This window comes from Mesorhizobium loti R88b, assembly GCF_013170845.1.
GTDB lineage: Bacteria > Pseudomonadota > Alphaproteobacteria > Rhizobiales > Rhizobiaceae > Mesorhizobium > Mesorhizobium loti_B.
This window is the reverse complement of sequence record NZ_CP033367.1, coordinates 4,625,789-4,647,783: the sequence shown is the minus strand read 5'-3', so window position 1 is coordinate 4,647,783 and position 21,995 is coordinate 4,625,789. Positions and strand designations below refer to the sequence as shown.

The following is a 21,995-nucleotide window of genomic DNA, read 5'->3' as shown; positions in this document are numbered from 1 at the left end:
AGAGGCAGCTACGATGGCCCGCGAATACAAAATCGAAGACTACCGCAATTTCGGTATCATGGCGCATATTGACGCCGGCAAGACGACGACCACCGAGCGCGTCCTCTATTACACGGGCAAGTCGCACAAGATTGGCGAAGTGCACGACGGCGCTGCCACCATGGACTGGATGGAGCAGGAGCAGGAGCGCGGCATCACCATCACGTCTGCTGCCACCACGACCTTCTGGAAGGGTCGCAGCGGCAAGATGTACCGCTTCAACATCATCGACACCCCCGGACACGTCGACTTCACCATCGAAGTCGAGCGTTCGTTGCGTGTGCTCGACGGCGCTATCGCGCTGCTGGATGCCAATGCCGGTGTCGAGCCGCAGACGGAAACCGTCTGGCGCCAGGCTGACAAGTACCGCGTCCCGCGCATGATCTTCTGCAACAAGATGGACAAGATCGGCGCCGACTTCTACCGCTCGGTCGAGATGATCGGTTCGCGCCTCGGTGCGCATGCCGTCGTCATGCAGCTGCCGATCGGCGCCGAGACCGAGTTCAAGGGCGTTGTCGATCTCGTCGAGATGAACGCGCTGGTCTGGCGCGACGAGACGCTGGGCGCTGCCTGGGACGTCGTCGAGATCCCGGCCGACCTTCAGGCTCGTGCGGAAGAATACCGCGAGAAGATGATCGAAGCCGCCGTCGAAATGGACGAGACGGCGCTTGAGAATTACCTCGAAGGCAAGATGCCGTCGAATGACGAGATCCGCGCGCTGATCCGCAAGGGCACCATTGCGGTCAAGTTCTACCCGATGTTCTGCGGCTCGGCCTTCAAGAACAAGGGCGTGCAGCCGTTGCTCGACGCCGTCGTCGAATATCTGCCTTCGCCGGCCGATGTTCCCGCCATCAAGGGCGTTGACGCCAAGACCGACGCTGACATCGAGCGTCATGCCGATGACAACGAGCCGCTTTCGATGCTCGCCTTCAAGATCATGAACGACCCGTTCGTCGGTTCGCTCACCTTTGCCCGCATCTACTCGGGCAAGCTGACCAAGGGCATCTCGGTCGACAACACCGTCAAGGGCAAGAAAGAGCGCATCGGCCGCATGCTGCAGATGCATGCGAATTCGCGCGCTGACGTCGAAGAGGCTTTTGCCGGCGACATCGTCGCTCTGGCTGGTCTCAAGGACACGACCACCGGCGACACGCTGAGCGATCCGCTGCACCCGGTCATCCTCGAGCGCATGGAATTCCCCGATCCGGTCATCCAGATCGCGATCGAGCCGAAGACCAAGAACGACCAGGAAAAGATGGGCCTCGCCCTTCACCGCCTGGCCGCCGAGGATCCGTCCTTCCGCGTCAAGACCGACGAAGAATCCGGCCAGACCATCATTTCCGGCATGGGCGAACTCCACCTCGACATCATCGTCGACCGCATGCGTCGCGAGTTCAAGGTCGAGGCCAATGTCGGCGCACCGCAGGTGGCCTATCGCGAGACGATCACCCGCAGGCACGAGCAGGACTACACGCATAAGAAGCAGACCGGCGGTACCGGTCAGTTCGCTCGCGTCAAGATCGTCTTTGAGCCGAACCCGGAAAGCAGCGAGTTCGAGTTCGAGACCAAGATCGTCGGCGGCGCCGTGCCGAAGGAATACATCCCCGGTGTCGAAAAGGGCATCAACAGCGTCATGACTTCGGGTCCGTTCGCGGGCTTCCCGATGATCGGCGTCAAGGCGACGCTCATCGACGGCGCTTACCACGATGTGGACTCGAGCGTTCTGGCTTTCGAAATCGCCGGTCGCGCTTGTTTCCGTGAAGCCGCACCCAAGCTTGGTGTGCAGCTGCTCGAGCCGATCATGAAGGTCGAGGTCGTCACGCCGGAAGATTATGTCGGCAGCGTCATTGGTGACCTGAACGGCCGTCGCGGCCAGATCCAGGGCCAGGAAGCGCGCGGCGTGGCCGTCGTCATCAACGCGATGGTGCCGCTCGCCAACATGTTCAAGTACGTCGACAACCTGCGCTCGATGAGCCAGGGCCGCGCGGCCTACACGATGCAGTTCGATCACTATGAGCCTGTGCCGACCGCGGTCGCTCAGGAAGTTCAGAAGAAATACGCGTAACCCCAACGGGTTGCAGCAGTAACTTAATTCAAGGCCCGCACGGGCGAGCAGGATTGGAGACATCACATGGCAAAAGGTAAATTCGAGCGTAACAAGCCTCATGTGAACATCGGCACGATTGGTCACGTCGATCACGGCAAGACGTCGCTGACGGCGGCGATCACGAAGTATTTTGGCGAGTACAAACGCTACGACCAGATCGATGCGGCGCCCGAAGAGAAGGCCCGCGGCATCACCATCTCGACGGCTCACGTCGAATACGAGACGGCTGCCCGCCACTACGCCCACGTCGACTGCCCCGGCCACGCCGACTATGTGAAGAACATGATCACTGGTGCCGCGCAGATGGACGGCGCGATCCTGGTCGTTTCGGCCGCCGACGGCCCGATGCCGCAGACCCGCGAGCACATCCTGCTTGCCCGTCAGGTCGGCGTGCCGTCGATCGTGGTGTTTTTGAACAAGGTCGACCAGGTCGACGACGCCGAGCTGCTCGAACTGGTCGAGCTCGAGGTTCGCGAGCTTCTGTCGAAGAACGAATTCCCCGGCGACGACATTCCGATCGTCAAGGGTTCGGCGCTGGCTGCTCTTGAAGATTCCAACAAGACGATCGGCGAAGACGCGATCCGCGAGCTGATGGCTGCGGTCGACGCCTACATCCCGACGCCGGTTCGTCCGCTCGACAAGCCGTTCCTGATGCCGATCGAAGACGTGTTCTCGATCTCGGGCCGTGGCACGGTCGTGACCGGCCGCGTCGAGCGCGGGATCGTCAAGGTTGGCGAGGAACTCGAGATCATCGGCATCCGTCCGACGACCAAGACGACCTGCACGGGCGTTGAAATGTTCCGCAAGCTGCTCGATCAGGGCCAGGCTGGCGACAACATCGGCGCGCTGCTGCGTGGCGTTGATCGTGAAGGTGTCGAGCGCGGCCAGGTTCTGGCCAAGCCCGGCACGGTGAAGCCGCACAAGAAGTTCGTGGCCGAAGCCTACATCCTGACCAAGGACGAAGGTGGCCGTCACACGCCGTTCTTCACCAACTACCGTCCGCAGTTCTACTTCCGCACGACCGACGTGACCGGCATCGTGTCGCTGCCGGAAGGCACCGAGATGGTCATGCCTGGCGACAACATCACGGTCGATGTCGAGCTGATCGTGCCGATCGCCATGGAAGAGAAGCTGCGCTTCGCCATCCGTGAAGGCGGCCGCACCGTCGGTGCCGGCATCGTCGTCACCATCAAAGAGTAATTTGGACTTAAACCGATCTGTCGCGGGCGCGGAAGTTGCCCGCGCCGCGCCAGAACAAGGAATTGACGCATGAACGGACAGAATATCCGCATCCGCCTGAAGGCGTTTGATCACCGCGTGCTTGACGCCTCGACGAAGGAAATCGTGTCGACGGCCAAGCGCACCGGGGCAAACGTCCGCGGCCCCATTCCGCTGCCGACGCGGATTGAAAAGTTCACGGTTAACCGGTCGCCTCACGTCGACAAGAAGAGCCGCGAGCAGTTCGAGATGCGCACGCACAAGCGTCTGCTCGACATCGTCGATCCGACCCCGCAGACCGTCGATGCTTTGATGAAGCTCGATTTGGCCGCCGGCGTCGACGTCGAGATCAAGCTCTAAGGGAATGAGAGCGCGGTAAGGGGCGGTGCCCCTGGCCCGGAACTCTAAAGGAATTGAACCGATGCGTTCAGGTGTGATTGCAAAGAAGGTGGGAATGACCCGCATCTATAACGATGCCGGGGAACATGTTCCCGTCACCGTTCTCCAGATGGAGAACTGCCAGGTCGTGGCGCAGCGCACGCAGGAGAAGAATGGCTACACCGCCGTTCAGCTCGGCGTTGGCCTCGCCAAGGTGAAGAACACGTCGAAGGCGCTGCGCGGCCATTTCGCGACTGCTTCCGTCGAGCCGAAAGCGAAAGTCGCCGAATTCCGCGTCTCCGCCGACAATATGATCGATGTCGGCGCCGAGATCACCGTCGAGCACTTCGTCGCCGGCCAGAAGGTCGATGTGACGGGCACGACGATCGGCAAGGGTTTCCAGGGCGTCATCAAGCGCCACCACATGGGTGGTGGCCGCGCGACGCACGGTAACTCGGTCTCGCACCGTACACACGGTTCGACCGGCCAGCGTCAGGACCCGGGCAAGGTGTTCAAGGGCAAGCATATGGCTGGCCACATGGGCGACACCCGGGTCACCACACAGAATGTCGAGATCGTTTCGACCGACGCCGACCGCGGCCTGATCCTGATCCGCGGTGCGGTTCCCGGATCGAAGGGCGCCTGGATCCTGGTCCGCGATGCGGCCAAGGTGGCACTGCCGGCCAATGCGCCGAAGCCCGCCGCGATCCGTGCCGTCGTCAAGAACGAGGCTCCGGCCGCAGAGGGAGCAGAATAATGGATCTCAAGATCACAACGCTCGGCGGTAAAGACGCCGGCAAAGTGGAACTCTCCGACGGGATTTTCGGCCTTGATCCGCGCGAGGACATCCTGCAGCGCGTCGTGCGCTGGCAGCTTGCCAAGAAGCAGCAGGGCACGCACAAGGCCAAGGGCCGCGCCGAAATCGCGCGCACCGGCGCCAAGATGTACAAGCAGAAGGGTACGGGCCGCGCCCGTCACCATTCGGCACGCGCTCCGCAGTTCCGCGGCGGCGGCAAGGCCCACGGCCCGGTCGTTCGCAGCCACGAGCATGAACTGCCCAAGAAGGTTCGTGCGCTTGGCCTCAAGCATGCACTCTCGGCCAAGGCCAAGAGCGCGTCGATCATCATCATCGACGAGCTGAAGCTGACCGAGGCCAAGACCAAGGCGCTGATCGCGAATTTTGCGACGCTGGGCCTGACCAACGCCCTGTTGATTGGCGGCGCCGAGCTTGACAATAACTTCAAGCTGGCCGCGACCAACATTCCAAACATCGACGTGCTGCCCATCCAGGGCATCAACGTCTACGACATTCTGCGCCGCGGCACGCTGGTCCTTTCCAAGGCCGCCGTCGAGGCTCTCGAGGAGCGCTTTAAATGACCGACCTTCGTCATTATGACGTGATCGTCTCGCCGGCGATCACTGAAAAGTCGACCATGGCCTCCGAGAACAACCAGGTCGTCTTCAACGTCGCCAAGAAGGCGTCGAAGCCGGAAATCAAGGCTGCCGTCGAAGCGCTGTTTGGCGTCAAGGTGATGGCCGTGAACACGCTTGTCCGCAAGGGCAAGATCAAGCGCTTCCGTGGCACGGTTGGCCGCCAGAGCGACGTCAAGAAGGCGATTGTGACACTGGCCGACGGCCAGTCGATCGACGTCGCGACGGGTCTCTGAGCAAGGCCGCGAGGACAGAACAATGGCACTGAAAAAATTCAACCCGGTAACGCCGAGCACCCGCCAGCTGGTCATCGTCGACCGCTCGGGCCTCTACAAGGGCAAGCCCGTCAAGGGTCTGACCGAAGGCCTGACCAAGTCGGGCGGCCGCAACAATCACGGTCGCATCACGGCCCGCTTCATCGGCGGCGGTCACAAGCGTTCGTACCGCATCATCGACTTCAAGCGCCGCAAGTTCGACGTCGTCGGCACGGTCGAGCGTATCGAATACGATCCGAACCGCACCGCCTTCATCGCGCTGATCAAGTATGATGATGGCGAGCTGTCCTACATCATTGCCCCGCAGCGTCTGGCTCCCGGCGACAAGATCGTGGCCGGCGAAGCGGTCGACGTGAAGCCGGGCAATGCGATGCCGCTGGCCTCGATGCCGGTCGGCACGATCGTCCACAACATCGAGCTGAAGCCGGGCAAGGGTGCCCAGGTCGCTCGTTCGGCCGGTGGCTACGGCCAGCTGGTCGGCCGCGACCAGGGCATGGCGATCCTGCGCCTCAATTCGGGCGAGCAGCGTGTCGTTCACGGCTCCTGCATGGCCACCGTCGGTGCCGTGTCCAATCCGGACCACGGCAACATCAACGACGGCAAGGCCGGCCGCACGGTTTGGCGTGGCAAGCGCCCGCACAATCGCGGCGTGACCATGAACCCGGTCGACCATCCGCACGGCGGTGGCGAAGGCCGCACCTCCGGTGGCCGTCATCCGGTCAGCCCGTGGGGCAAGCCGACCAAGGGCAAGAAGACGCGGTCCAACAAGGCGACCGACAAGTTCATCCTGCGCTCGCGCCATCAGCGCAAGAGCTAAGAAGAGGTAACGCCAAGTGACTCGTTCTATTTGGAAAGGCCCCTTCATCGACGGCTACCTTCTCAAGAAGGTGGACAAGGTTCGTGAAGGTGGTCGCAATGAGGTGATCAAGATGTGGAGCCGTCGCTCCACCATCCTGCCGCAGTTCGTCGGCTTCACCTTCGGTGTCTACAACGGCCAGAAGCACGTTCCCGTCTCGGTGAACGAGGACATGGTCGGTCATAAGTTCGGTGAATTCGCTCCGACGCGGACCTATTACGGTCACGGCGCGGATAAGAAGGCGAAGAGGAAATAATCATGGGCAAGGCCAAAGCTCCGCGCAGGCTTGCTGATAACGAAGCGCGCGCCGTATTGCGCACGATCCGTATCAGCCCGCAGAAGCTGAACCTCGTTGCCGCGCTCATCCGCGGCAAGAAGGTCGCGACAGCGCTTTCCGACCTCGAATTCTCGGCCAAGCGGATTTCCGGCACGGTCAAGAAGACGCTGGAATCGGCGATCGCCAACGCGGAAAACAACCACGACCTCGATGTCGATGCGCTGGTGGTGGCGGAAGCCTATGTCGGCAAGTCGATCGTCATGAAGCGTTTCCACGCCCGTGGCCGTGGTCGCGCCAGCCGCATCGAGAAGCCGTTCTCGCACCTCACGATCGTCGTTCGTGAAGTCGAAGAAAAAGGGGAGGCCGCATAATGGGCCAGAAAGTCAATCCGATCGGTCTGCGCCTCGGCATCAACCGCACCTGGGATTCGCGCTGGTTCGCGAACACCGGCGAGTACGGCAAGCTGCTGCATGAGGACATCAAGATCCGCAAGTATCTTGAGAAGGAACTCAAGCAGGCCGCGATCTCCAAGGTCGTGATCGAGCGCCCGCACAAGAAGTGCCGCGTCACCATCCATGCCGCGCGCCCGGGTCTGATCATCGGCAAGAAGGGCGCCGACATCGAGAAGCTTCGCAAGAAGCTGATGGAGATGACGAAGTCCGAGACGCACCTCAACATCGTCGAAGTGCGTAAGCCGGAAATCGACGCGACCCTGGTCGCCCAGTCGATCGCCCAGCAGCTCGAGCGCCGTATCGCTTTCCGTCGTGCCATGAAGCGCGCCGTCCAGTCGGCGATGCGCCTCGGTGCCGAAGGCATCCGCATCAACTGCTCCGGCCGTCTCGGCGGCGCCGAGATCGCGCGCATGGAATGGTACCGCGAAGGTCGCGTTCCGCTGCATACGCTGCGTGCCGATGTCGACTACGGCACGGCTGAAGCGCATACGGCGTACGGCATCTGCGGCGTCAAGGTCTGGGTATTCAAGGGCGAGATCCTCGAGCACGATCCGATGGCTTCGGAACGCCGCGCGACCGAGGGTGATGCTGCGCATGGCGGTGGTGGTGATCGCGAACGCGGTCGTCGTCGCGAAAACGCCTGAGACATTTAGGAATTTGGAGTTAGAACGATGCTGCAGCCAAAGCGCACAAAGTTCCGCAAGCAGTTCAAGGGCCGTATCCATGGTACCGCAAAGGGCGGCACCAACCTGGATTTCGGTGGTTTCGGGCTGAAGGCGCTTGAGCCGAACCGCGTCACTGCACGTGAGATCGAGGCGGCCCGCCGCGCGATCACCCGTGAAATGAAGCGCGCTGGTCGCGTCTGGATCCGTATTTTCCCGGACGTGCCGGTCACTTCGAAGCCGACCGAAGTCCGCATGGGCAAGGGCAAGGGCGCGGTCGACTACTGGGCGGCGCGCGTCAAGCCGGGCCGCATCATGTTCGAGATCGACGGCGTCAATGAAGAAACCGCCCGTGAGGCGCTGCGTCTCGGCGCGGCCAAGCTCTCGGTCAAGACGCGCTTCGTACAGCGCATCGCAGAATAAGGACGGGCTGATCATGAAAGCCGAAGACATCCGGACCAAGACCCAGGATCAGCTGACCGACGACCTGGCCAGCCTGAAGAAGGAGCAGTTCAACCTGCGCTTCCAGAAGGCCACCGGCCAGCTCGAGAAGACCGCGCGCGTGAGACAGGTCCGTAAGGACATTGCGCGCATCAAGACCATCGCTGCGGAAAAGTCCGCGGCTAAGAAGGCTTAAGGACGAAAACCATGCCAAAGCGCATTCTGCAGGGCACCGTCGTCAGCGACAAGAACGAGAAGACGGTTGTCGTCAAGGTCGAACGGCGCTTCACGCATCCCGTGATGAAGAAGACCGTGCGCATGACCAAGAAGTACAAGGCGCACGACGAGAACAACGCCCACAAGGTTGGCGATCAGGTGTTCATCCAGGAATCGAAGCCGATTTCCAAGGATAAGCGCTGGATCGTTGTGTCTTCGGACCAGGCGTAAACAAACGAATTTTGGACAGACCGGGGAGGGGCTTAGAGCCCATCCCGTTAGAAAAGAAGAAGGCGGCCAGTCATGATTCAGATGCAAACAAACCTCGACGTGGCGGATAATTCCGGCGCGCGTCGTGTCATGTGCATCAAGGTGCTGGGCGGCTCGAAGCGGAAATACGCTTCCGTGGGCGACATCATCGTGGTGTCGATCAAGGAAGCCATTCCGCGCGGCCGCGTTAAGAAGGGCGATGTGATGAAGGCGGTCGTGGTTCGCACGGCCAAGGACATCCGCCGCCCGGACGGCAGCGTGATCCGTTTCGACAAGAACGCGGCCGTTCTCGTCGACAACAAGAAAGAGCCGATCGGCACGCGTATCTTCGGACCGGTTCCGCGCGAACTCCGCGCCAAGAACCACATGAAGATCATCTCGCTCGCGCCTGAAGTGCTGTAAGGAGCCGGACCAATGCAAAAGATTAGAAAAGGCGACAAGGTCGTCGTTCTGGCCGGCAAGGACAAGGGCCGTTCGGGCGAAGTCCTCTCGGTTCAGCCGAAGGAAGACACCGCGCTGGTGCGCGGCGTCAACATGATCCGTCGTCACCAGAAGCAGTCCCAGTCCCAAGAGGGCGGGATCATCACCAAGGAAGCGCCGATCCAGCTGTCGAACATCGCGCTGGCCGACCCCAAGGATGGCAAGCCGACCCGCGTCGGTTTCATCTTCCAGAAGGACGGCAAGAAGGTGCGCGTCGCCAAGCGCTCGGGAGAAGTCATCAATGGCTAAGGCTCAAACCAAGCAGGCGACTGCCACCAACACGCCGCGCCTGAAGCAGGTCTACAACGAGACCATCCGCAAGGCGCTGCAGGAGCAGTTCGGCTACGACAACGAAATGCAGGTTCCGCGCCTCGACAAGATCGTGCTGAACATGGGCGTTGGCGAAGCGACCGCCGATTCGAAGAAGCCTTCGGTTGCCGCCGAAGACCTGGCGATGATCGCCGGCCAGAAGGCCGTCGTCACCCGCGCCCGCAATTCGATCGCCGGCTTCAAGGTCCGCGAGAACATGCCGATCGGCGCCAAGGTCACGCTGCGCAAGGAACGCATGTACGAGTTCCTCGACCGCCTCGTGAACATCGCGCTGCCACGCGTCCGCGACTTTCGCGGACTGAATCCGAAGAGCTTCGATGGCCGTGGCAACTATGCCATGGGCATCAAGGAACACATCGTGTTCCCGGAGATCAACTACGACAAGGTTGATCAGATCTGGGGCATGGACGTCATCGTTTGTACGACTGCGAAGACGGACGACGAAGCCAGGGCATTGCTCAAGGCTTTCAACTTCCCCTTCCGCCAGTAACGGCAGCGAGAAAAGGAAAAATCTGAAATGGCAAAGACCAGCTCAGTCGAGAAGAACAACAGGCGCCGCAAGCTTGCCGACCAGTACGGTCCCAAGCGCGCTGCGCTCAAGGCGATCATCATGGATCAGTCCAAGCCGATGGAAGAGCGCTTCCGCGCTCAGCTCAAGCTTGCCGCCATGCCCCGCAACTCGGCCAAGATCCGCATCCGCAACCGCTGCGAAGTCACCGGCCGTCCGCGTGCCTACTATCGTAAGCTCAAAGTATCGCGCATCGCGCTTCGTGATCTCGGCAACAACGGCCAGATCCCGGGCCTGGTCAAGTCGAGCTGGTAAGGAGCACATAACATGTCATTGAGCGATCCTCTCGGCGATATGCTGACCCGCATCCGCAACGCCTACGGCCGCAAGAAGTCGAGTGTCTCGACCCCGGCTTCGCGTCTGCGCACCCGCGTCCTCGACGTGCTGAAGGCTGAAGGCTACATCCGCGACTACAGCCAGACGGACTTCGACAACGGCAAGTCCGAAATCGAAATCGAGCTGAAGTATTTCGACGGCGCGCCGGTCGTGCGTGAAATCGCCCGCGTTTCGAAGCCGGGCCGCCGCGTTTACGTCTCGGCCAAGTCGATCCCGCACGTCGCCAACGGTCTCGGCATCGCCATCCTTTCGACGCCGAAGGGCGTGATGGCCGACCATGAAGCGCGTGAACAGAATGTCGGCGGCGAGATCCTCTGCCAGATCTTCTGATCTGGCAGCTGACCCGCAAAGTGGAATCCGGTCTTCGGATCGTTTCCGAAGACAGAGACCTGAAACAAGAGAAGTGACGAGGACAACAAAATGTCTCGTATTGGAAAGAAACCCGTTTCGCTGCCGCAGGGCGTTACCGCGACCGTCAACGGCCAGACCGTGACGGCGAAGGGCCCCAAGGGCGAGCTGAAGTTCGTGGTGAACGACGAAGTCCTGGTCAAGATGGAAGGCAGCGAGATTGCCGTCCAGCCGCGCGACCAGACCAAGACGGCTCGCTCGAAGTGGGGCATGTCGCGCACGCAGATCGTCAACATCCTGCAGGGCGTGAAGGACGGCTTCGAAAAGAAGCTCGAGATCACCGGCGTCGGCTATCGCGCCGCACTTCAGGGCAAGAACCTGCAACTGGCACTTGGCTTCAGCCATGACGTCGTCTACGAGACGCCGGCAGGCATCACCATCACCGTGCCGAAGCCGACTGAGATCACCGTAACCGGCATCAACAAGCAGCAGGTTGGCCAGGTGGCTGCCGAGATCCGCGAATACCGCGGCCCCGAGCCTTACAAGGGCAAGGGCGTCCGCTACGCAGGCGAGAAGATCGTCCGCAAAGAAGGCAAGAAGAAGTAGTGGGCTTGGCCCCGGGAAGTCGCGGACTTTTCGGAAAGAACCAGGCCAGAGAAACGTAACGCCGCGGGGAGCGGTCGCGGGAGGCGCTTTCGCCTACCGCATATGGCGGCCCCCGTTTTTTGAAGGCAAGGAACTATCATGGCTACCAAGGAATCCATTCAGCGCCGCGCGCAGCGCGTCCGCCGTCAGATCAAGAAGGTCGCCGGCGAGCGTCCGCGTCTCTCGGTCCACCGTACGTCGAAGAACATCTACGTTCAGGTCATCGACGACGCCAAGGGTCACACCATCGCTGCTGCTTCGACGCTCGAGAAGGACCTCAAGGGTTCGCTCAAGACCGGCGCCGACACCGCGGCTGCTGCAGCGATCGGCAAGCTGATCGCCGAGCGCGCCACCAAGGCCGGCGTCAAGGAAGTCGTCTTCGATCGCGGCGCCTACATCTATCACGGCCGCGTCAAGGCCCTGGCTGAAGCTGCCCGTGAAGGCGGTCTCAGCTTCTAAAAAGCTTTCGCCCCCGGTGACCCACAGAGGCGCCGGATCTTATCAGCAACCGTGCTTCCGGAAAAAAACAAGGAACAGGATATGGCACAGGAACGTAGGGATGGCGGCCGCGGCCGCGATCGTGAAGAACGCGATGACGGGATGGTGGACAAGCTTGTTCACATCAACCGCGTCGCCAAGGTCGTCAAGGGCGGCCGTCGCTTCGGTTTTGCGGCACTCGTCGTCGTCGGTGATCAGAAGGGCCGTGTCGGCTTTGGTCACGGCAAGGCGCGCGAAGTGCCTGAGGCTATCCGCAAGGCAACTGAATCGGCCAAGCGCGACATGATCTTCGTGCCGCTGCGTTCGGGCCGTACGCTGCATCACGACGTCGAAGGACGCTGGGGTGCTGGACGCGTGCTGCTGCGCGCTGCCAAGCAGGGTACCGGCATCATCGCTGGCGGCCCGATGCGCGCCGTCTTCGAGACGCTCGGCATGCATGACGTGGTTGCCAAGTCGATGGGTTCGTCGAACCCCTACAACATGGTTCGCGCCACCTTCGACGCGCTGAAGAGCCAGATGCATCCCAAGGATGTGGCTGCTGCTCGCGGCATCAAGTATTCGACCCTTCAGGCCCGCCGCGGCACCGCCGTAGCGGCTGAAGAATAGTCGATCTGACCAGGGATTTTGACCATGGCCAAGAAAGCAACCAAGACCATCACCGTTGAGCAGATCGGTTCGCCGATCCGCCGCCCGAAGGAACAGCGCGCAACGCTGGTCGGCCTCGGCCTCAACAAGATGCACAAGCAGCGCACCCTGGAAGATACGCCTTCCGTGCGCGGCATGATCGCCGCCGTTCAGCATCTCGTCCGCGTCGTGGACGAGGGCTGAGCCAAAGCGCAGGAGAACCCAGATGAAACTCAACGATCTGCGTGACAAGGACGGCGCGACGCACTCCAAGAAGCGTCTCGGCCGCGGCATCGGTTCCGGCTCGGGCAAGACCGGCGGTCGCGGCGTCAAGGGCCAGAAGGCGCGCTCCGGCGTCGCCATCAACGGCTTCGAGGGTGGCCAGATGCCGCTCTACCGTCGCCTGCCGAAGCGTGGCTTTAACAACATCTTCGCCAAGAGCTTCACCGTCGTGTCGCTGGCTCGCATCCAGGTCGCCATCGACGCCAAGAAGCTCGACGCCAAGGCAACCGTGACGGCTGAATCGCTCGTTGCCGCCGGCGTCATTCGCCGCGTCAAGGACGGCGTGCGCATCCTCTCGGACGGTGAGATCAAGGCGAAGCTCGCCTTCGACGTCGCCGGTGCCTCCAAGGCCGCGATCGAGAAGATCGAAAAGGCTGGCGGTTCGGTCAAGCTGCCGGAAAAGGCAGCTGCCGAGTAACGGCAATTTGAAGCGCGATCGGCAGGAATGGGATCCCGTTTTTGCTTACGATCAAGCTTTGATGTGTTCAATTAGGCGGCCGCGTCAACGCGGCCGCTTGCATGTTTAGGGCCCGGAGCTTATCTCGTGAGCTTCGGTGAAACGCACCGCCTGACCTCACGGGCCATCAAGCGTTACCAAGCGGAGAATCAGGCATGGCTTCGGCTGCTGAACAACTAGCCTCGAATCTGAATTTCTCGGCCTTCGCCAAGGCAGAGGACCTGAAGAAGCGCATCTGGTTCACCATTGGCGCGCTGCTCGTCTATCGCCTCGGCACCTACATCCCGCTTCCCGGCATCAATCCCGACGCCTTCGCCCAGGCCTTCTCCTCGCAGAGCAAGGGCGTGCTCGGCATGTTCAACATGTTCGCCGGCGGTGCCGTGCAGCGCATGGCGATCTTTGCACTCGGCATCATGCCTTACATCTCCGCCTCCATCATCATGCAGCTGATGACATCGGTCATTCCCTCGCTGGAAGCGCTGAAGAAGGAAGGCGAGCAGGGCCGCAAGGTCATCAACCAGTACACACGCTACGGCACGGTCCTGCTGGCGTTGGTGCAGGCTTATGGCATTTCGGTGGGTCTGGAGAACGGCGCCGGCATCGTCAGCGATCCCGGCATGTTCTTCCGCATCTCCACCGTCGTCACGCTGGTTGGCGGCACCATGTTCCTGATGTGGCTCGGCGAGCAGATTACCGCGCGTGGCATCGGCAACGGCATTTCACTGATTATCTTCTCCGGCATCGTCGCCGGCCTGCCGCATGCCATTTCCGGCACGCTGGAGCTGGGCCGCACCGGCGCCCTGTCCACCGGCCTGATCCTGGCGATCATCGTTCTGGCCATTGTCGTCATCGCGCTCATCGTGTTCTTTGAGCGCGCCCAGCGCCGGCTGCTGATCCAGTATCCGAAGCGGCAAGTCGGCAACCGCATGTTCCAGGGCGACACCTCGCACCTGCCGCTCAAGCTCAACACGTCAGGCGTCATTCCGCCGATCTTCGCTTCGTCGCTGCTGCTGCTGCCGGCTACCATTGCGGGCTTCTCGCAGACGACCAACATGCCGGCCTGGGCGAGCACCATTCTGGCCTCGCTTGGCCACGGCCAGCCGCTCTACATGCTGTTTTATGCGGCGATGATCGTGTTTTTCGCCTTCTTTTACACTGCGATTGTCTTCAACCCGAAGGACACCGCCGACCAGCTCAAGAAGCATTCGGGCTTCATCCCGGGATACCGTCCGGGCGAGCGTACCGCCGATTACATCGATTACGTTCTCACCCGCATCACCGTCGTCGGCGCCATCTATCTGGTGCTGGTGTGCCTGCTGCCGGAGTTTCTGATCTCGGCGACTGGCGTACCATTCTACCTTGGTGGCACATCGCTTCTGATCGTGGTCAGTGTAACGCTCGATACGGTTGCGCAGATTCAGGGCCACCTGATTGCGCACCAGTATGAAGGCCTGATCAAGAAGTCGAAGCTGCGCGGGGGGAAGAAAGCCAGATGAGGTTGATTTTGCTTGGGCCGCCAGGGGCGGGCAAGGGGACACAAGCACAAAGACTGGTAGACAAATACGGCATACCCCAGCTTTCGACGGGCGACATGCTGCGTGCCGCCGTTCAGGCCGGTACCGAAGTCGGCAAGCGCGCCAAGGCGGTGATGGATGCCGGTGAGCTGGTATCCGACGCCATCGTCAACGCCATTGTTGCCGAGCGGATCGACCAGGCCGACTGCGCCAAGGGATTTATCCTCGACGGCTACCCGCGCACGCTGGTGCAGGCTGATGCGGTTGAATCGATGCTTTCGGATCGTGGCATCAGCCTCGATACGGTCATCGAGCTGGTCGTCGACGACAGGGCCCTGGTCGGCCGGATCGTCAAGCGCGCCGAGGATGCCAAAGCCGCTGGCCAGCCAGTGCGCAAGGATGACAACCCCGCGGTGTTCGAAGAGCGCCTGCGCGAGTACTACAAGAAAACCGCGCCGCTGACCGGCTACTACTACGCCAAGGGCAGGCTCAAGACTGTCGACGGCATGGCCAGCATCGACGCGGTGACCGCCGAGATAGAAGCCGTGCTCGCTGCGGCCGCCAAGGCGCGTTAGGGGAAAATAAAGATTGCACTTGACGAAGGCGGTTCGCTGCGGTATGGCGGCCCGTCTTCCTATCAGATGCGCACTTTGCTTGTCCGCAAGGGCAAGGCGGTCGCTTTGAACTGGAAACTCCCGCAAGGGCCGGCCTCCACCGGACGCGGGGCAACTTTGACAGCGCCGGGCCTACCTCGTTTTGAGGGTTGGTCCGCCCAAATGGAGAAGAGAAGAATATGGCTCGTATAGCCGGCGTCAACATTCCGACCAACAAGCGCGTCGTCATTGCGCTTCAGTACATTCACGGCATTGGCAAGAAGTTCGCCCAGGAGATCGTCGACAAGGTCGGCATCCCGGCCGAGCGCCGCGTCAACCAGCTGACCGATGCGGAAGTGCTGCAGATCCGCGAGGCTATCGACCGCGACTATCAGGTCGAGGGCGATCTGCGCCGCGAAGTGTCGATGAACATCAAGCGTCTCATGGACCTCGGCTGCTACCGCGGCCTGCGCCACCGCCGCTCGCTGCCGGTTCGCGGCCAGCGCACGCATACCAATGCGCGTACCCGCAAGGGCCCGGCCAAGTCGATCGCCGGCAAGAAGAAGTAATTTGGGCAGTAAGGGAGTAGGGCAGTAAGGCAATAGGATCGGCAGACATACTGCCCTACTGCCATATTCCCCTACTGCCTTCTCCCCGGTGGAGCCGCTGGCATTACGGCGGTGTAGAGATCAACTGAAAGGACTATCATGGCCAAGGAAGCCGCTCGTGTTCGCCGTCGCGAACGCAAGAATATCTCGTCGGGCGTTGCCCACGTCAATTCGACCTTCAACAACACGATGATCACCATCACCGACGCGCAGGGCAATTCGATTGCGTGGTCGTCGGCCGGTGCCCAGGGCTTCAAGGGTTCGCGCAAGTCGACCCCGTTCGCTGCCCAGATGGCTGCCGAAGATGTTGCCAAGAAGGCCCAGGAACACGGCATGCGCATGCTCGAAGTCGAGGTCTGCGGACCTGGCTCGGGTCGTGAGTCTGCTCTGCGCGCCCTGCAGGCGGCCGGTTTCACCATCACCTCGATCCGTGATGTGACGCCGATCCCGCACAATGGCTGCCGCCCGCGCAAGAAGCGCCGCGTCTAAGCAATTTATCGAACGCCGCGTGAGCGCCCCCCGGGGCGCTCCTCCACGGCATTCCAGGTCGCCCGCCACGATTGGATGGTGGCGGGTCAACGGAAGGAAAGCATCATGATCCAGAAAAATTGGCAGGAACTGATCAAGCCGAACAAGATCGAGTTCTCGTCGAAGAAGAAGACTCTGACCACGCTGGTCGCCGAGCCGCTCGAGCGTGGCTTTGGCCTTACGCTGGGCAACGCGCTGCGCCGCGTGCTTCTGTCTTCGCTGCGCGGTGCGGCTGTCACCGCCGTGCAGATCGACGGCGTTCTGCATGAATTCTCGTCCATCGCCGGTGTGCGCGAGGACGTGACCGACATCGTCTTGAACATCAAGGAAATCGCCATCCGCATGGAAGGCGATGGCCCCAAGCGCATGGTCGTTCGCAAGCAGGGACCGGGTGCGGTTCTGGCTGGCGACATCCAGACGGTTGGCGATGTCGAGATCCTCAATCCCGACCACGTCATCTGCACGCTGGACGAAGGCGCTGAAATCCGCATGGAATTCACCGTCGACACCGGCAAGGGCTACGTTCCGGCAGAGCGCAACCGCGCTGAAGACGCGCCGATCGGCCTCATCCCGGTCGACAGCCTGTATTCGCCGGTCAAGAAGGTGTCCTACAAGGTCGAGAACACCCGCGAAGGCCAGGTTCTCGACTACGACAAGCTGACCATGACCATCGAGACCGATGGCTCGATCACCGGCGAGGACGCGGTGGCATTCGCCGCCCGTATCCTGCAGGACCAGCTCGGACTGTTCGTCAACTTCGACGAGCCGCAGAAGGAAGTCGCTGCCGAAGCTGTCACCGAGCTCGCCTTCAACCCGGCGCTGCTCAAGAAGGTCGACGAGCTCGAGCTTTCGGTGCGTTCGGCCAACTGCCTGAAGAACGACAACATCGTCTATATCGGCGATCTCATCCAGAAGACCGAAGCCGAGATGCTGCGCACCCCGAACTTCGGCCGCAAGTCGCTGAACGAGATCAAGGAAGTGCTCGCGGCGATGGGCCTGCACCTCGGCATGGAAGTGCCGGACTGGCCGCCGGAAAACATCGAAGACCTCGCCAAGCGTTACGAAGACCAATATTGAGCATGAATTCCAAGGATCGGCGGCGTGGGCCGCCCGATCCGACGGTCATGCGGAAAACCATCAGAGGCCGCGGCCTCTTGAACAACTGAAGAAGGAAAAGAGCCATGCGCCACGGTTTCAAAGGCCGCCGCTTCGCCCGAAGCATTAGCCATCGCAAGTCGATGTTCGCCAACCTCGCCGTGTCGCTGCTCGAGCACGAGCAGATCGTCACCACCTTGCCGAAGGCCAAGGACCTGCGTCCGATCGTCGAGAAGCTGGTGACGCTTGGCAAGCGCGGCGACCTGCACGCCCGCCGCCAGGTCATTGCCCAGATCGGCAATGAAGGCGTCGTCAAGCGCTTGTTCGACACGATCGCGCCGCGCTACGCCAACCGCAATGGCGGCTACTTGCGCATCATGAAGGCGGGCTTCCGTCACGGCGACAATGCCGCTATGGCCGTCATCGAATTCGTCGATCGCGACACCTCGGCCAAGGGCGCCGGCGATCGCGCCCGCATCGAAGCCGAAGGCACCGACGAGGCCGCAGCCGCATAAGGCTCGGTCTTTCCGGAGAGAATTAAAGGGGCCTGCGGGCCCCTTTTTGTTCGTCAGGTTTACCGTCCATCGGCCAGCGCCAGGTACTGGCTTCCGCTCAACAGCTTCCAATTGAATGCACCCGGTACCTCTTCAGTCTTCGGGTGCGGGTATGAATAGATACTGTCGAGGACGGCTCGGGAGTCGATTTTCGCCATCGATTGCGACGGGGAGGACGCGCTCAAATATGCTTCGGCGTCTTGGTCGGCGATGAAGTCGGTGGGTACATGAAAATGCATCTGGATAGTTCCGGCGCAGATATTCATCCCGATGTCATAGCAGGACGCGGCGTAGAAAACCTTGGCCTGATCTGGTGTCCAAAGGCCGGCCTCCAGGAACTCTGATGGCTTTGTCTTTCCGCTGAAGCCGTCGAGGGAAAGTACCAAGCGATCGGTGAGAACCTCCAAATCGCCTTTGAGGTAACCGGCCTCTTCGATTTGAAACCAGTTCATCCGGTAAGGCGGCTCGACATCAAAGGAGATTTCGAGTTTTCCGAACGTCCAGTAGTCCGGATCGGCATGCTCAGGTATGCCGATCACGTCGGCAATCTCGGCCATTGTCATATCAGGAGAGACCGCACCCAATCTGCCGGTCTTCAAAAAGTCACGGAATGACACCAGTTGTGTTTTCATGAGGTCCGGCGCGGTTTTTCGGTTTCAAGTTCAGCTGTAGCTCTTTTGCTGCTAAAAATAGTCGGATTTCAGCGGCTTAGCCTTTCATTTTGCACAATCGTCGGGACAATGCGCCCGAACTTGCCTTGGAGGATTCGCGAATGCGCGCCAAAAGACTGTCCCTTGTTCTGCTCTGCGCCTTCATGGTGTTCGCAGCCGCGCCGGCAGTGAGGCAAGCGCTTGCCGAGGACGCCGCCGCTCCCAAGGCTGATCCTGGTCTCTCCGATGTGCTGACCGACCTGTTGCACGGCGTCGAGGGCGAAAACTCGACCTCCGGCCCGGACAAGCGGGTGCCGTTCGGCCGTGAGGAGGTGCAGCTTTCGTTCGCGCCGCTGGTCAAGCAGACGGCGCCCGCCGTGGTCAACGTCTACGCCTCGCAGACGGCCAAGGTCACATCACCTTTTGAAGGCGATCCATTCTTCGAGGAGTTTTTCGGCCGCGCCCAGCCGCGCGCGCAGTCATCGCTGGGCTCGGGCGTGCTCGTCGACCCAAGCGGTGTCATCGTCACCAATTTCCACGTCATCAAGGATGCCGACGAGGTCAAGGTGGCGACCGCCGATGGGCGCGAATTCACCAGCAAGGTGATGCTCAAGGACGAGACGCTCGATCTCGCAGTGCTCAAGATCGAATCCGACAAGCCGTTTCCGGTCATCGCCATCGGCGATTCCGACGCGCTCGAGGTCGGCGATCTGGTGCTGGCCATTGGCAACCCCTTCGGTGTCGGCCAGACCACCACCAGCGGCATTGTTTCGGCACTTGCCCGCAGCCATATCGGCGTCTCGGATTCGGGCTACTTCATCCAGACCGACGCCGCCATCAACCCCGGCAATTCCGGCGGTGCTCTGATCAACATGGGCGGCCAGCTGGTTGGCATCAATACGGCCATCTATAGCCGCAGTGGCGGCTCGATCGGCATCGGTTTTGCCATCCCCGCCAATATGGTGCGGGCTTTCGCCGATGCCGCCAAGGCCGGCCTCGACTTCTTCGAACGGCCCTATATCGGCGCCGAATTCGAAGCAGTGACGCCGCAGATCGCCGAATCGCTTGCCATGGAAAAGCCGACTGGCGCCCTGGTGTCCTCGGTCGAGGCGACAGGGCCTGCCGGCAAGGCCGGGTTGAAGCCGGGCGATGTCGTGTTGCAGATCAACGGCAAGCCCGTCGAAAGCATCGAGGCGCTGGACTATCGTATGGCGACGCTGTCGATCGGCACCAAGGCAAATTTCGCAATCCTGACCAAGGGCCAGCAGGCGGCGATGGACATCGCGCTGGAGCGCGCGCCGGAGGGGGCGAAAGCCTCGGAAGTGACGCTGCATGGCCGCAGCCCGTTCTCGGGCGCCAAGGTTGCGGAACTGTCCCCGCGGCTTGCCCAGAAGCTCGGCCTGCGCACCGATCTCAAGGGCGTGACGGTGATCGACATCAATCGCGATTCGCCGGCCGCCGATTTCGGCTTCCAGCCGGGCGACATCGTGCGCGAGGTCAACGGCACCACCATCGACACCGCCACAACGCTGGCGCAGGTAGCCCAGCAGGATACGCGCTGGTGGCGCTTTACCGTCGAGCGCGGCGGGCAGATACTGCGCCAGGTATTGCGTTACTGAGCTCGATCCGGAAGGGCCGGGCTCCAACCTGAAGATATGCCCCAACCTGAAGACATAAATGGCCGATCTGTTCAGCGTTGACGAACCGGAGAAGGTGCCGCCCGGGCGGCCGCTGGCCGACAGGCTGCGACCGAAAAACCTCGACGAAGTTGTCGGCCAGGAGCATCTGACAGGCCCCGATGGCGCACTGACGCGGCTGATCGGTTCGGGCTCGCTCGGTTCGATGATTTTCTGGGGTCCGCCCGGCACCGGCAAGACCACGGTGGCAAGGCTGCTGGCCGGCGAGACCAGCCTGGCCTTCGAGCAGATATCGGCGGTCTTTTCCGGCGTTGCCGACCTGAAGAAAGTGTTCGAGGGCGCCAAGTTGCGTCGTGCCAACGGCCGCCAGACGCTGCTTTTCGTTGACGAGATCCATCGCTTCAACCGGGCCCAGCAGGATTCCTTTCTCCCTGTCATGGAGGATGGGACGGTCGTCCTGGTTGGCGCCACAACCGAAAACCCGTCCTTCGAACTCAACGCGGCTCTGTTGTCTCGTGCGCGCGTCATGGTCTTTCATTCGCTGGGCGAGGAGAGCATCGCCAAGCTGATGACGCGGGCAGAGGAGACCGAGGGCAGGGCGCTGCCGCTCGACGACCAGGCGCGTACGATGCTGATCCGCATGAGCGATGGCGATGGACGCGCATCACTGACGCTCGCCGAGGAAGTCTGGCGTGCCGCCAAGCCTGGCGAGATCTTCGATCCTGAGGGGCTGCAGCGCATCGTCCAGCGCCGTGCGCCGATCTATGACAAGGGCCAGGACGGGCACTACAATCTGATCTCCGCGCTGCACAAGTCGGTACGCGGCTCCGATCCCGATGCCGCGCTCTACTATCTCGCCCGCATGTTCGATGCTGGCGAGGATCCGCTCTATCTCGGCCGCCGGCTGGTGCGCATGGCGATGGAGGATATCGGCCTTGCCGATCCCCAAGCGCTGGTCATCGCCAATGCCGCCAAGGACGCCTACGATTATCTCGGCTCACCGGAGGGCGAACTCGCCTTTGCCGAGGCCACTGTCTATCTCGCCACCGCGCCCAAATCCAACGCCGTCTACACCGCCTTCAAGGCGGCCACGCGCGCCGCCAAGGAGCATGGCTCGCTGCTGCCGCCGAAGCATATCCTCAACGCGCCGACCAAGCTGATGAAGGAAGAGGACTATGGCGCTGGCTATCGCTATGATCACGATGAGCCGGACGCCTTTTCGGGTCAGGACTATTTCCCGGAGAAAATGGGCCGCCAGACTTTCTATGATCCGCCTGAGCGCGGTTTCGAGCGCGACATCCGAAAGCGGCTCGATTATTGGGCGAAGCTGCGCAAAGAGCGGGAATAACAGGCTTGCGCGGCCCGGTGGTCGTCACGCTGCGAACCGAGGCCTCGCCTTGGGGCATTCCAGCCTCGGTCGTTCTCCACACGCTGCTCGCCGCCACTCTGGCCTTGATGCCATTGCCCAAGCCGCCCAAACGGCTGGAGGAAGAGCGGGTGTCGGTCGACATCCTGACACCGCAGCAGTTCGAGGCTTCGACAAGGCCACGGCCAGCGCCAGCACCGCTTCCGGCGCCAGAGGCGCGAGCGCCGGCACCAACACCAACGCCACCGCCGAATGCCCCT

At 61.6% G+C, this 21,995-nt stretch carries 32 protein-coding genes; 31 read left to right on the top strand and 1 reads right to left on the bottom strand.

Going from position 1 to position 21,995, the window contains the following annotated elements; translation table 11 throughout:
• The first annotated feature begins 13 nt into the window (after positions 1 to 13).
• The 29 genes from fusA (at position 14) to rplQ (ending at position 18,043) form a co-directional block, all read left to right on the top strand.
• A complete protein-coding gene (gene fusA, locus EB235_RS22655) occupies positions 14 to 2,104 on the top strand; it encodes an elongation factor G (RefSeq protein ID WP_027028836.1) in 2,091 nt (696 codons plus the stop codon).
• Between the two features lie 66 nt (positions 2,105 to 2,170).
• Complete coding sequence (tuf, locus tag EB235_RS22650) at positions 2,171 to 3,346, top strand: elongation factor Tu (RefSeq protein WP_023723394.1); 1,176 nt, start codon at positions 2,171 to 2,173, stop codon at positions 3,344 to 3,346.
• A 69-nt stretch (positions 3,347 to 3,415) separates the two neighbouring features.
• Positions 3,416 to 3,724 (top strand): 30S ribosomal protein S10, encoded by a 309-nt coding sequence (rpsJ, locus tag EB235_RS22645; protein WP_010909272.1) that lies wholly within the window; start codon positions 3,416 to 3,418, stop codon positions 3,722 to 3,724.
• Between the two features lie 61 nt (positions 3,725 to 3,785).
• The gene (gene rplC / locus EB235_RS22640; RefSeq protein ID WP_027028837.1) at positions 3,786 to 4,499 is read left to right on the top strand and encodes a 50S ribosomal protein L3; all 714 of its coding nucleotides are present in this window, start codon (positions 3,786 to 3,788) and stop codon (positions 4,497 to 4,499) included.
• Complete coding sequence (rplD, locus tag EB235_RS22635; protein ID WP_027028838.1) at positions 4,499 to 5,119, top strand: 50S ribosomal protein L4; 621 nt, start codon at positions 4,499 to 4,501, stop codon at positions 5,117 to 5,119. The genes rplC and rplD overlap by 1 nt, the downstream gene beginning before the upstream one ends.
• On the top strand, positions 5,116 to 5,409 hold the full coding sequence (locus tag EB235_RS22630; RefSeq protein ID WP_027028839.1) for a 50S ribosomal protein L23: 294 nt from the start codon (positions 5,116 to 5,118) through the stop codon (positions 5,407 to 5,409). The genes rplD and EB235_RS22630 overlap by 4 nt, the downstream gene beginning before the upstream one ends.
• A gap of 22 nt (positions 5,410 to 5,431) precedes the next feature.
• Complete coding sequence (rplB, locus tag EB235_RS22625) at positions 5,432 to 6,265, top strand: 50S ribosomal protein L2 (protein ID WP_015317983.1); 834 nt, start codon at positions 5,432 to 5,434, stop codon at positions 6,263 to 6,265.
• 16 nt (positions 6,266 to 6,281) lie between these two features.
• On the top strand, positions 6,282 to 6,560 hold the full coding sequence (gene rpsS / locus EB235_RS22620; protein WP_006205463.1) for a 30S ribosomal protein S19: 279 nt from the start codon (positions 6,282 to 6,284) through the stop codon (positions 6,558 to 6,560).
• Between the two features lie 2 nt (positions 6,561 to 6,562).
• Positions 6,563 to 6,952 (top strand): 50S ribosomal protein L22, encoded by a 390-nt coding sequence (gene rplV, locus EB235_RS22615; protein WP_010909277.1) that lies wholly within the window; start codon positions 6,563 to 6,565, stop codon positions 6,950 to 6,952.
• Positions 6,952 to 7,677 (top strand): 30S ribosomal protein S3, encoded by a 726-nt coding sequence (gene rpsC, locus EB235_RS22610; RefSeq protein WP_027028840.1) that lies wholly within the window; start codon positions 6,952 to 6,954, stop codon positions 7,675 to 7,677. The genes rplV and rpsC overlap by 1 nt, the downstream gene beginning before the upstream one ends.
• Before the next feature lie 27 nt (positions 7,678 to 7,704).
• Positions 7,705 to 8,118 carry a 50S ribosomal protein L16 gene (rplP, locus tag EB235_RS22605; RefSeq protein WP_013531427.1) on the top strand — a complete coding sequence of 138 codons (414 nt, stop codon included), beginning with the start codon at positions 7,705 to 7,707 and terminating at the stop codon, positions 8,116 to 8,118.
• Positions 8,119 to 8,131: 13 nt separating this feature from the next.
• The gene (gene rpmC / locus EB235_RS22600) at positions 8,132 to 8,332 is read left to right on the top strand and encodes a 50S ribosomal protein L29 (protein WP_006205459.1); all 201 of its coding nucleotides are present in this window, start codon (positions 8,132 to 8,134) and stop codon (positions 8,330 to 8,332) included.
• A gap of 11 nt (positions 8,333 to 8,343) precedes the next feature.
• The gene (gene rpsQ / locus EB235_RS22595) at positions 8,344 to 8,583 is read left to right on the top strand and encodes a 30S ribosomal protein S17 (RefSeq protein WP_010909280.1); all 240 of its coding nucleotides are present in this window, start codon (positions 8,344 to 8,346) and stop codon (positions 8,581 to 8,583) included.
• A gap of 72 nt (positions 8,584 to 8,655) precedes the next feature.
• Complete coding sequence (rplN, locus tag EB235_RS22590) at positions 8,656 to 9,024, top strand: 50S ribosomal protein L14 (protein ID WP_006205457.1); 369 nt, start codon at positions 8,656 to 8,658, stop codon at positions 9,022 to 9,024.
• A 12-nt stretch (positions 9,025 to 9,036) separates the two neighbouring features.
• The gene (rplX, locus tag EB235_RS22585) at positions 9,037 to 9,351 is read left to right on the top strand and encodes a 50S ribosomal protein L24 (RefSeq protein WP_013531428.1); all 315 of its coding nucleotides are present in this window, start codon (positions 9,037 to 9,039) and stop codon (positions 9,349 to 9,351) included.
• Positions 9,344 to 9,922 carry a 50S ribosomal protein L5 gene (gene rplE, locus EB235_RS22580; protein ID WP_051429567.1) on the top strand — a complete coding sequence of 193 codons (579 nt, stop codon included), beginning with the start codon at positions 9,344 to 9,346 and terminating at the stop codon, positions 9,920 to 9,922. The genes rplX and rplE overlap by 8 nt, the downstream gene beginning before the upstream one ends.
• Positions 9,923 to 9,949: 27 nt before the next feature.
• On the top strand, positions 9,950 to 10,255 hold the full coding sequence (gene rpsN, locus EB235_RS22575; RefSeq protein ID WP_013895695.1) for a 30S ribosomal protein S14: 306 nt from the start codon (positions 9,950 to 9,952) through the stop codon (positions 10,253 to 10,255).
• 12 nt (positions 10,256 to 10,267) lie between these two features.
• A complete protein-coding gene (rpsH, locus tag EB235_RS22570; RefSeq protein ID WP_006205453.1) occupies positions 10,268 to 10,666 on the top strand; it encodes a 30S ribosomal protein S8 in 399 nt (132 codons plus the stop codon).
• 90 nt (positions 10,667 to 10,756) lie between these two features.
• On the top strand, positions 10,757 to 11,290 hold the full coding sequence (gene rplF / locus EB235_RS22565; RefSeq protein WP_027028842.1) for a 50S ribosomal protein L6: 534 nt from the start codon (positions 10,757 to 10,759) through the stop codon (positions 11,288 to 11,290).
• Between the two features lie 138 nt (positions 11,291 to 11,428).
• Positions 11,429 to 11,788: a 50S ribosomal protein L18 gene (rplR, locus tag EB235_RS22560; protein ID WP_032925343.1), complete on the top strand. Its 360-nt coding sequence runs from the start codon at positions 11,429 to 11,431 to the stop codon at positions 11,786 to 11,788.
• Between the two features lie 81 nt (positions 11,789 to 11,869).
• Entirely contained in the window at positions 11,870 to 12,433 is a 564-nt protein-coding gene (gene rpsE / locus EB235_RS22555) for a 30S ribosomal protein S5 (RefSeq protein WP_006333394.1), read from the top strand.
• 24 nt (positions 12,434 to 12,457) lie between these two features.
• Positions 12,458 to 12,655: a 50S ribosomal protein L30 gene (rpmD, locus tag EB235_RS22550; protein ID WP_006205449.1), complete on the top strand. Its 198-nt coding sequence runs from the start codon at positions 12,458 to 12,460 to the stop codon at positions 12,653 to 12,655.
• A 22-nt stretch (positions 12,656 to 12,677) separates the two neighbouring features.
• The gene (gene rplO / locus EB235_RS22545; RefSeq protein ID WP_027028844.1) at positions 12,678 to 13,151 is read left to right on the top strand and encodes a 50S ribosomal protein L15; all 474 of its coding nucleotides are present in this window, start codon (positions 12,678 to 12,680) and stop codon (positions 13,149 to 13,151) included.
• A 194-nt stretch (positions 13,152 to 13,345) separates the two neighbouring features.
• A complete protein-coding gene (secY, locus tag EB235_RS22540; RefSeq protein ID WP_027028845.1) occupies positions 13,346 to 14,686 on the top strand; it encodes a preprotein translocase subunit SecY in 1,341 nt (446 codons plus the stop codon).
• Positions 14,683 to 15,279 carry an adenylate kinase gene (locus EB235_RS22535; protein ID WP_027028846.1) on the top strand — a complete coding sequence of 199 codons (597 nt, stop codon included), beginning with the start codon at positions 14,683 to 14,685 and terminating at the stop codon, positions 15,277 to 15,279. Before secY ends, EB235_RS22535 begins: the two co-directional genes overlap by 4 nt.
• Positions 15,280 to 15,497: 218 nt before the next feature.
• Complete coding sequence (gene rpsM / locus EB235_RS22530; protein ID WP_023757968.1) at positions 15,498 to 15,866, top strand: 30S ribosomal protein S13; 369 nt, start codon at positions 15,498 to 15,500, stop codon at positions 15,864 to 15,866.
• Between the two features lie 138 nt (positions 15,867 to 16,004).
• A complete protein-coding gene (gene rpsK / locus EB235_RS22525; protein ID WP_006205444.1) occupies positions 16,005 to 16,394 on the top strand; it encodes a 30S ribosomal protein S11 in 390 nt (129 codons plus the stop codon).
• Between the two features lie 105 nt (positions 16,395 to 16,499).
• Complete coding sequence (locus EB235_RS22520) at positions 16,500 to 17,510, top strand: DNA-directed RNA polymerase subunit alpha (protein ID WP_027028847.1); 1,011 nt, start codon at positions 16,500 to 16,502, stop codon at positions 17,508 to 17,510.
• A gap of 104 nt (positions 17,511 to 17,614) precedes the next feature.
• A complete protein-coding gene (gene rplQ, locus EB235_RS22515; RefSeq protein WP_027028848.1) occupies positions 17,615 to 18,043 on the top strand; it encodes a 50S ribosomal protein L17 in 429 nt (142 codons plus the stop codon).
• Positions 18,044 to 18,102: 59 nt separating this feature from the next.
• On the opposite strand, the gene EB235_RS22510 is transcribed toward rplQ, so the two are convergent.
• Entirely contained in the window at positions 18,103 to 18,714 is a 612-nt protein-coding gene (locus EB235_RS22510; RefSeq protein ID WP_027028849.1) for a hypothetical protein, read from the bottom strand.
• Positions 18,715 to 18,854: 140 nt separating this feature from the next.
• On the opposite strand from EB235_RS22510, the gene EB235_RS22505 reads away from it, so the two are divergent.
• On the top strand, positions 18,855 to 20,351 hold the full coding sequence (locus EB235_RS22505; protein WP_027028850.1) for a DegQ family serine endoprotease: 1,497 nt from the start codon (positions 18,855 to 18,857) through the stop codon (positions 20,349 to 20,351).
• A 58-nt stretch (positions 20,352 to 20,409) separates the two neighbouring features.
• Positions 20,410 to 21,717 carry a replication-associated recombination protein A gene (locus EB235_RS22500; RefSeq protein WP_027028851.1) on the top strand — a complete coding sequence of 436 codons (1,308 nt, stop codon included), beginning with the start codon at positions 20,410 to 20,412 and terminating at the stop codon, positions 21,715 to 21,717.
• Positions 21,718 to 21,995 lie beyond the last annotated feature (278 nt).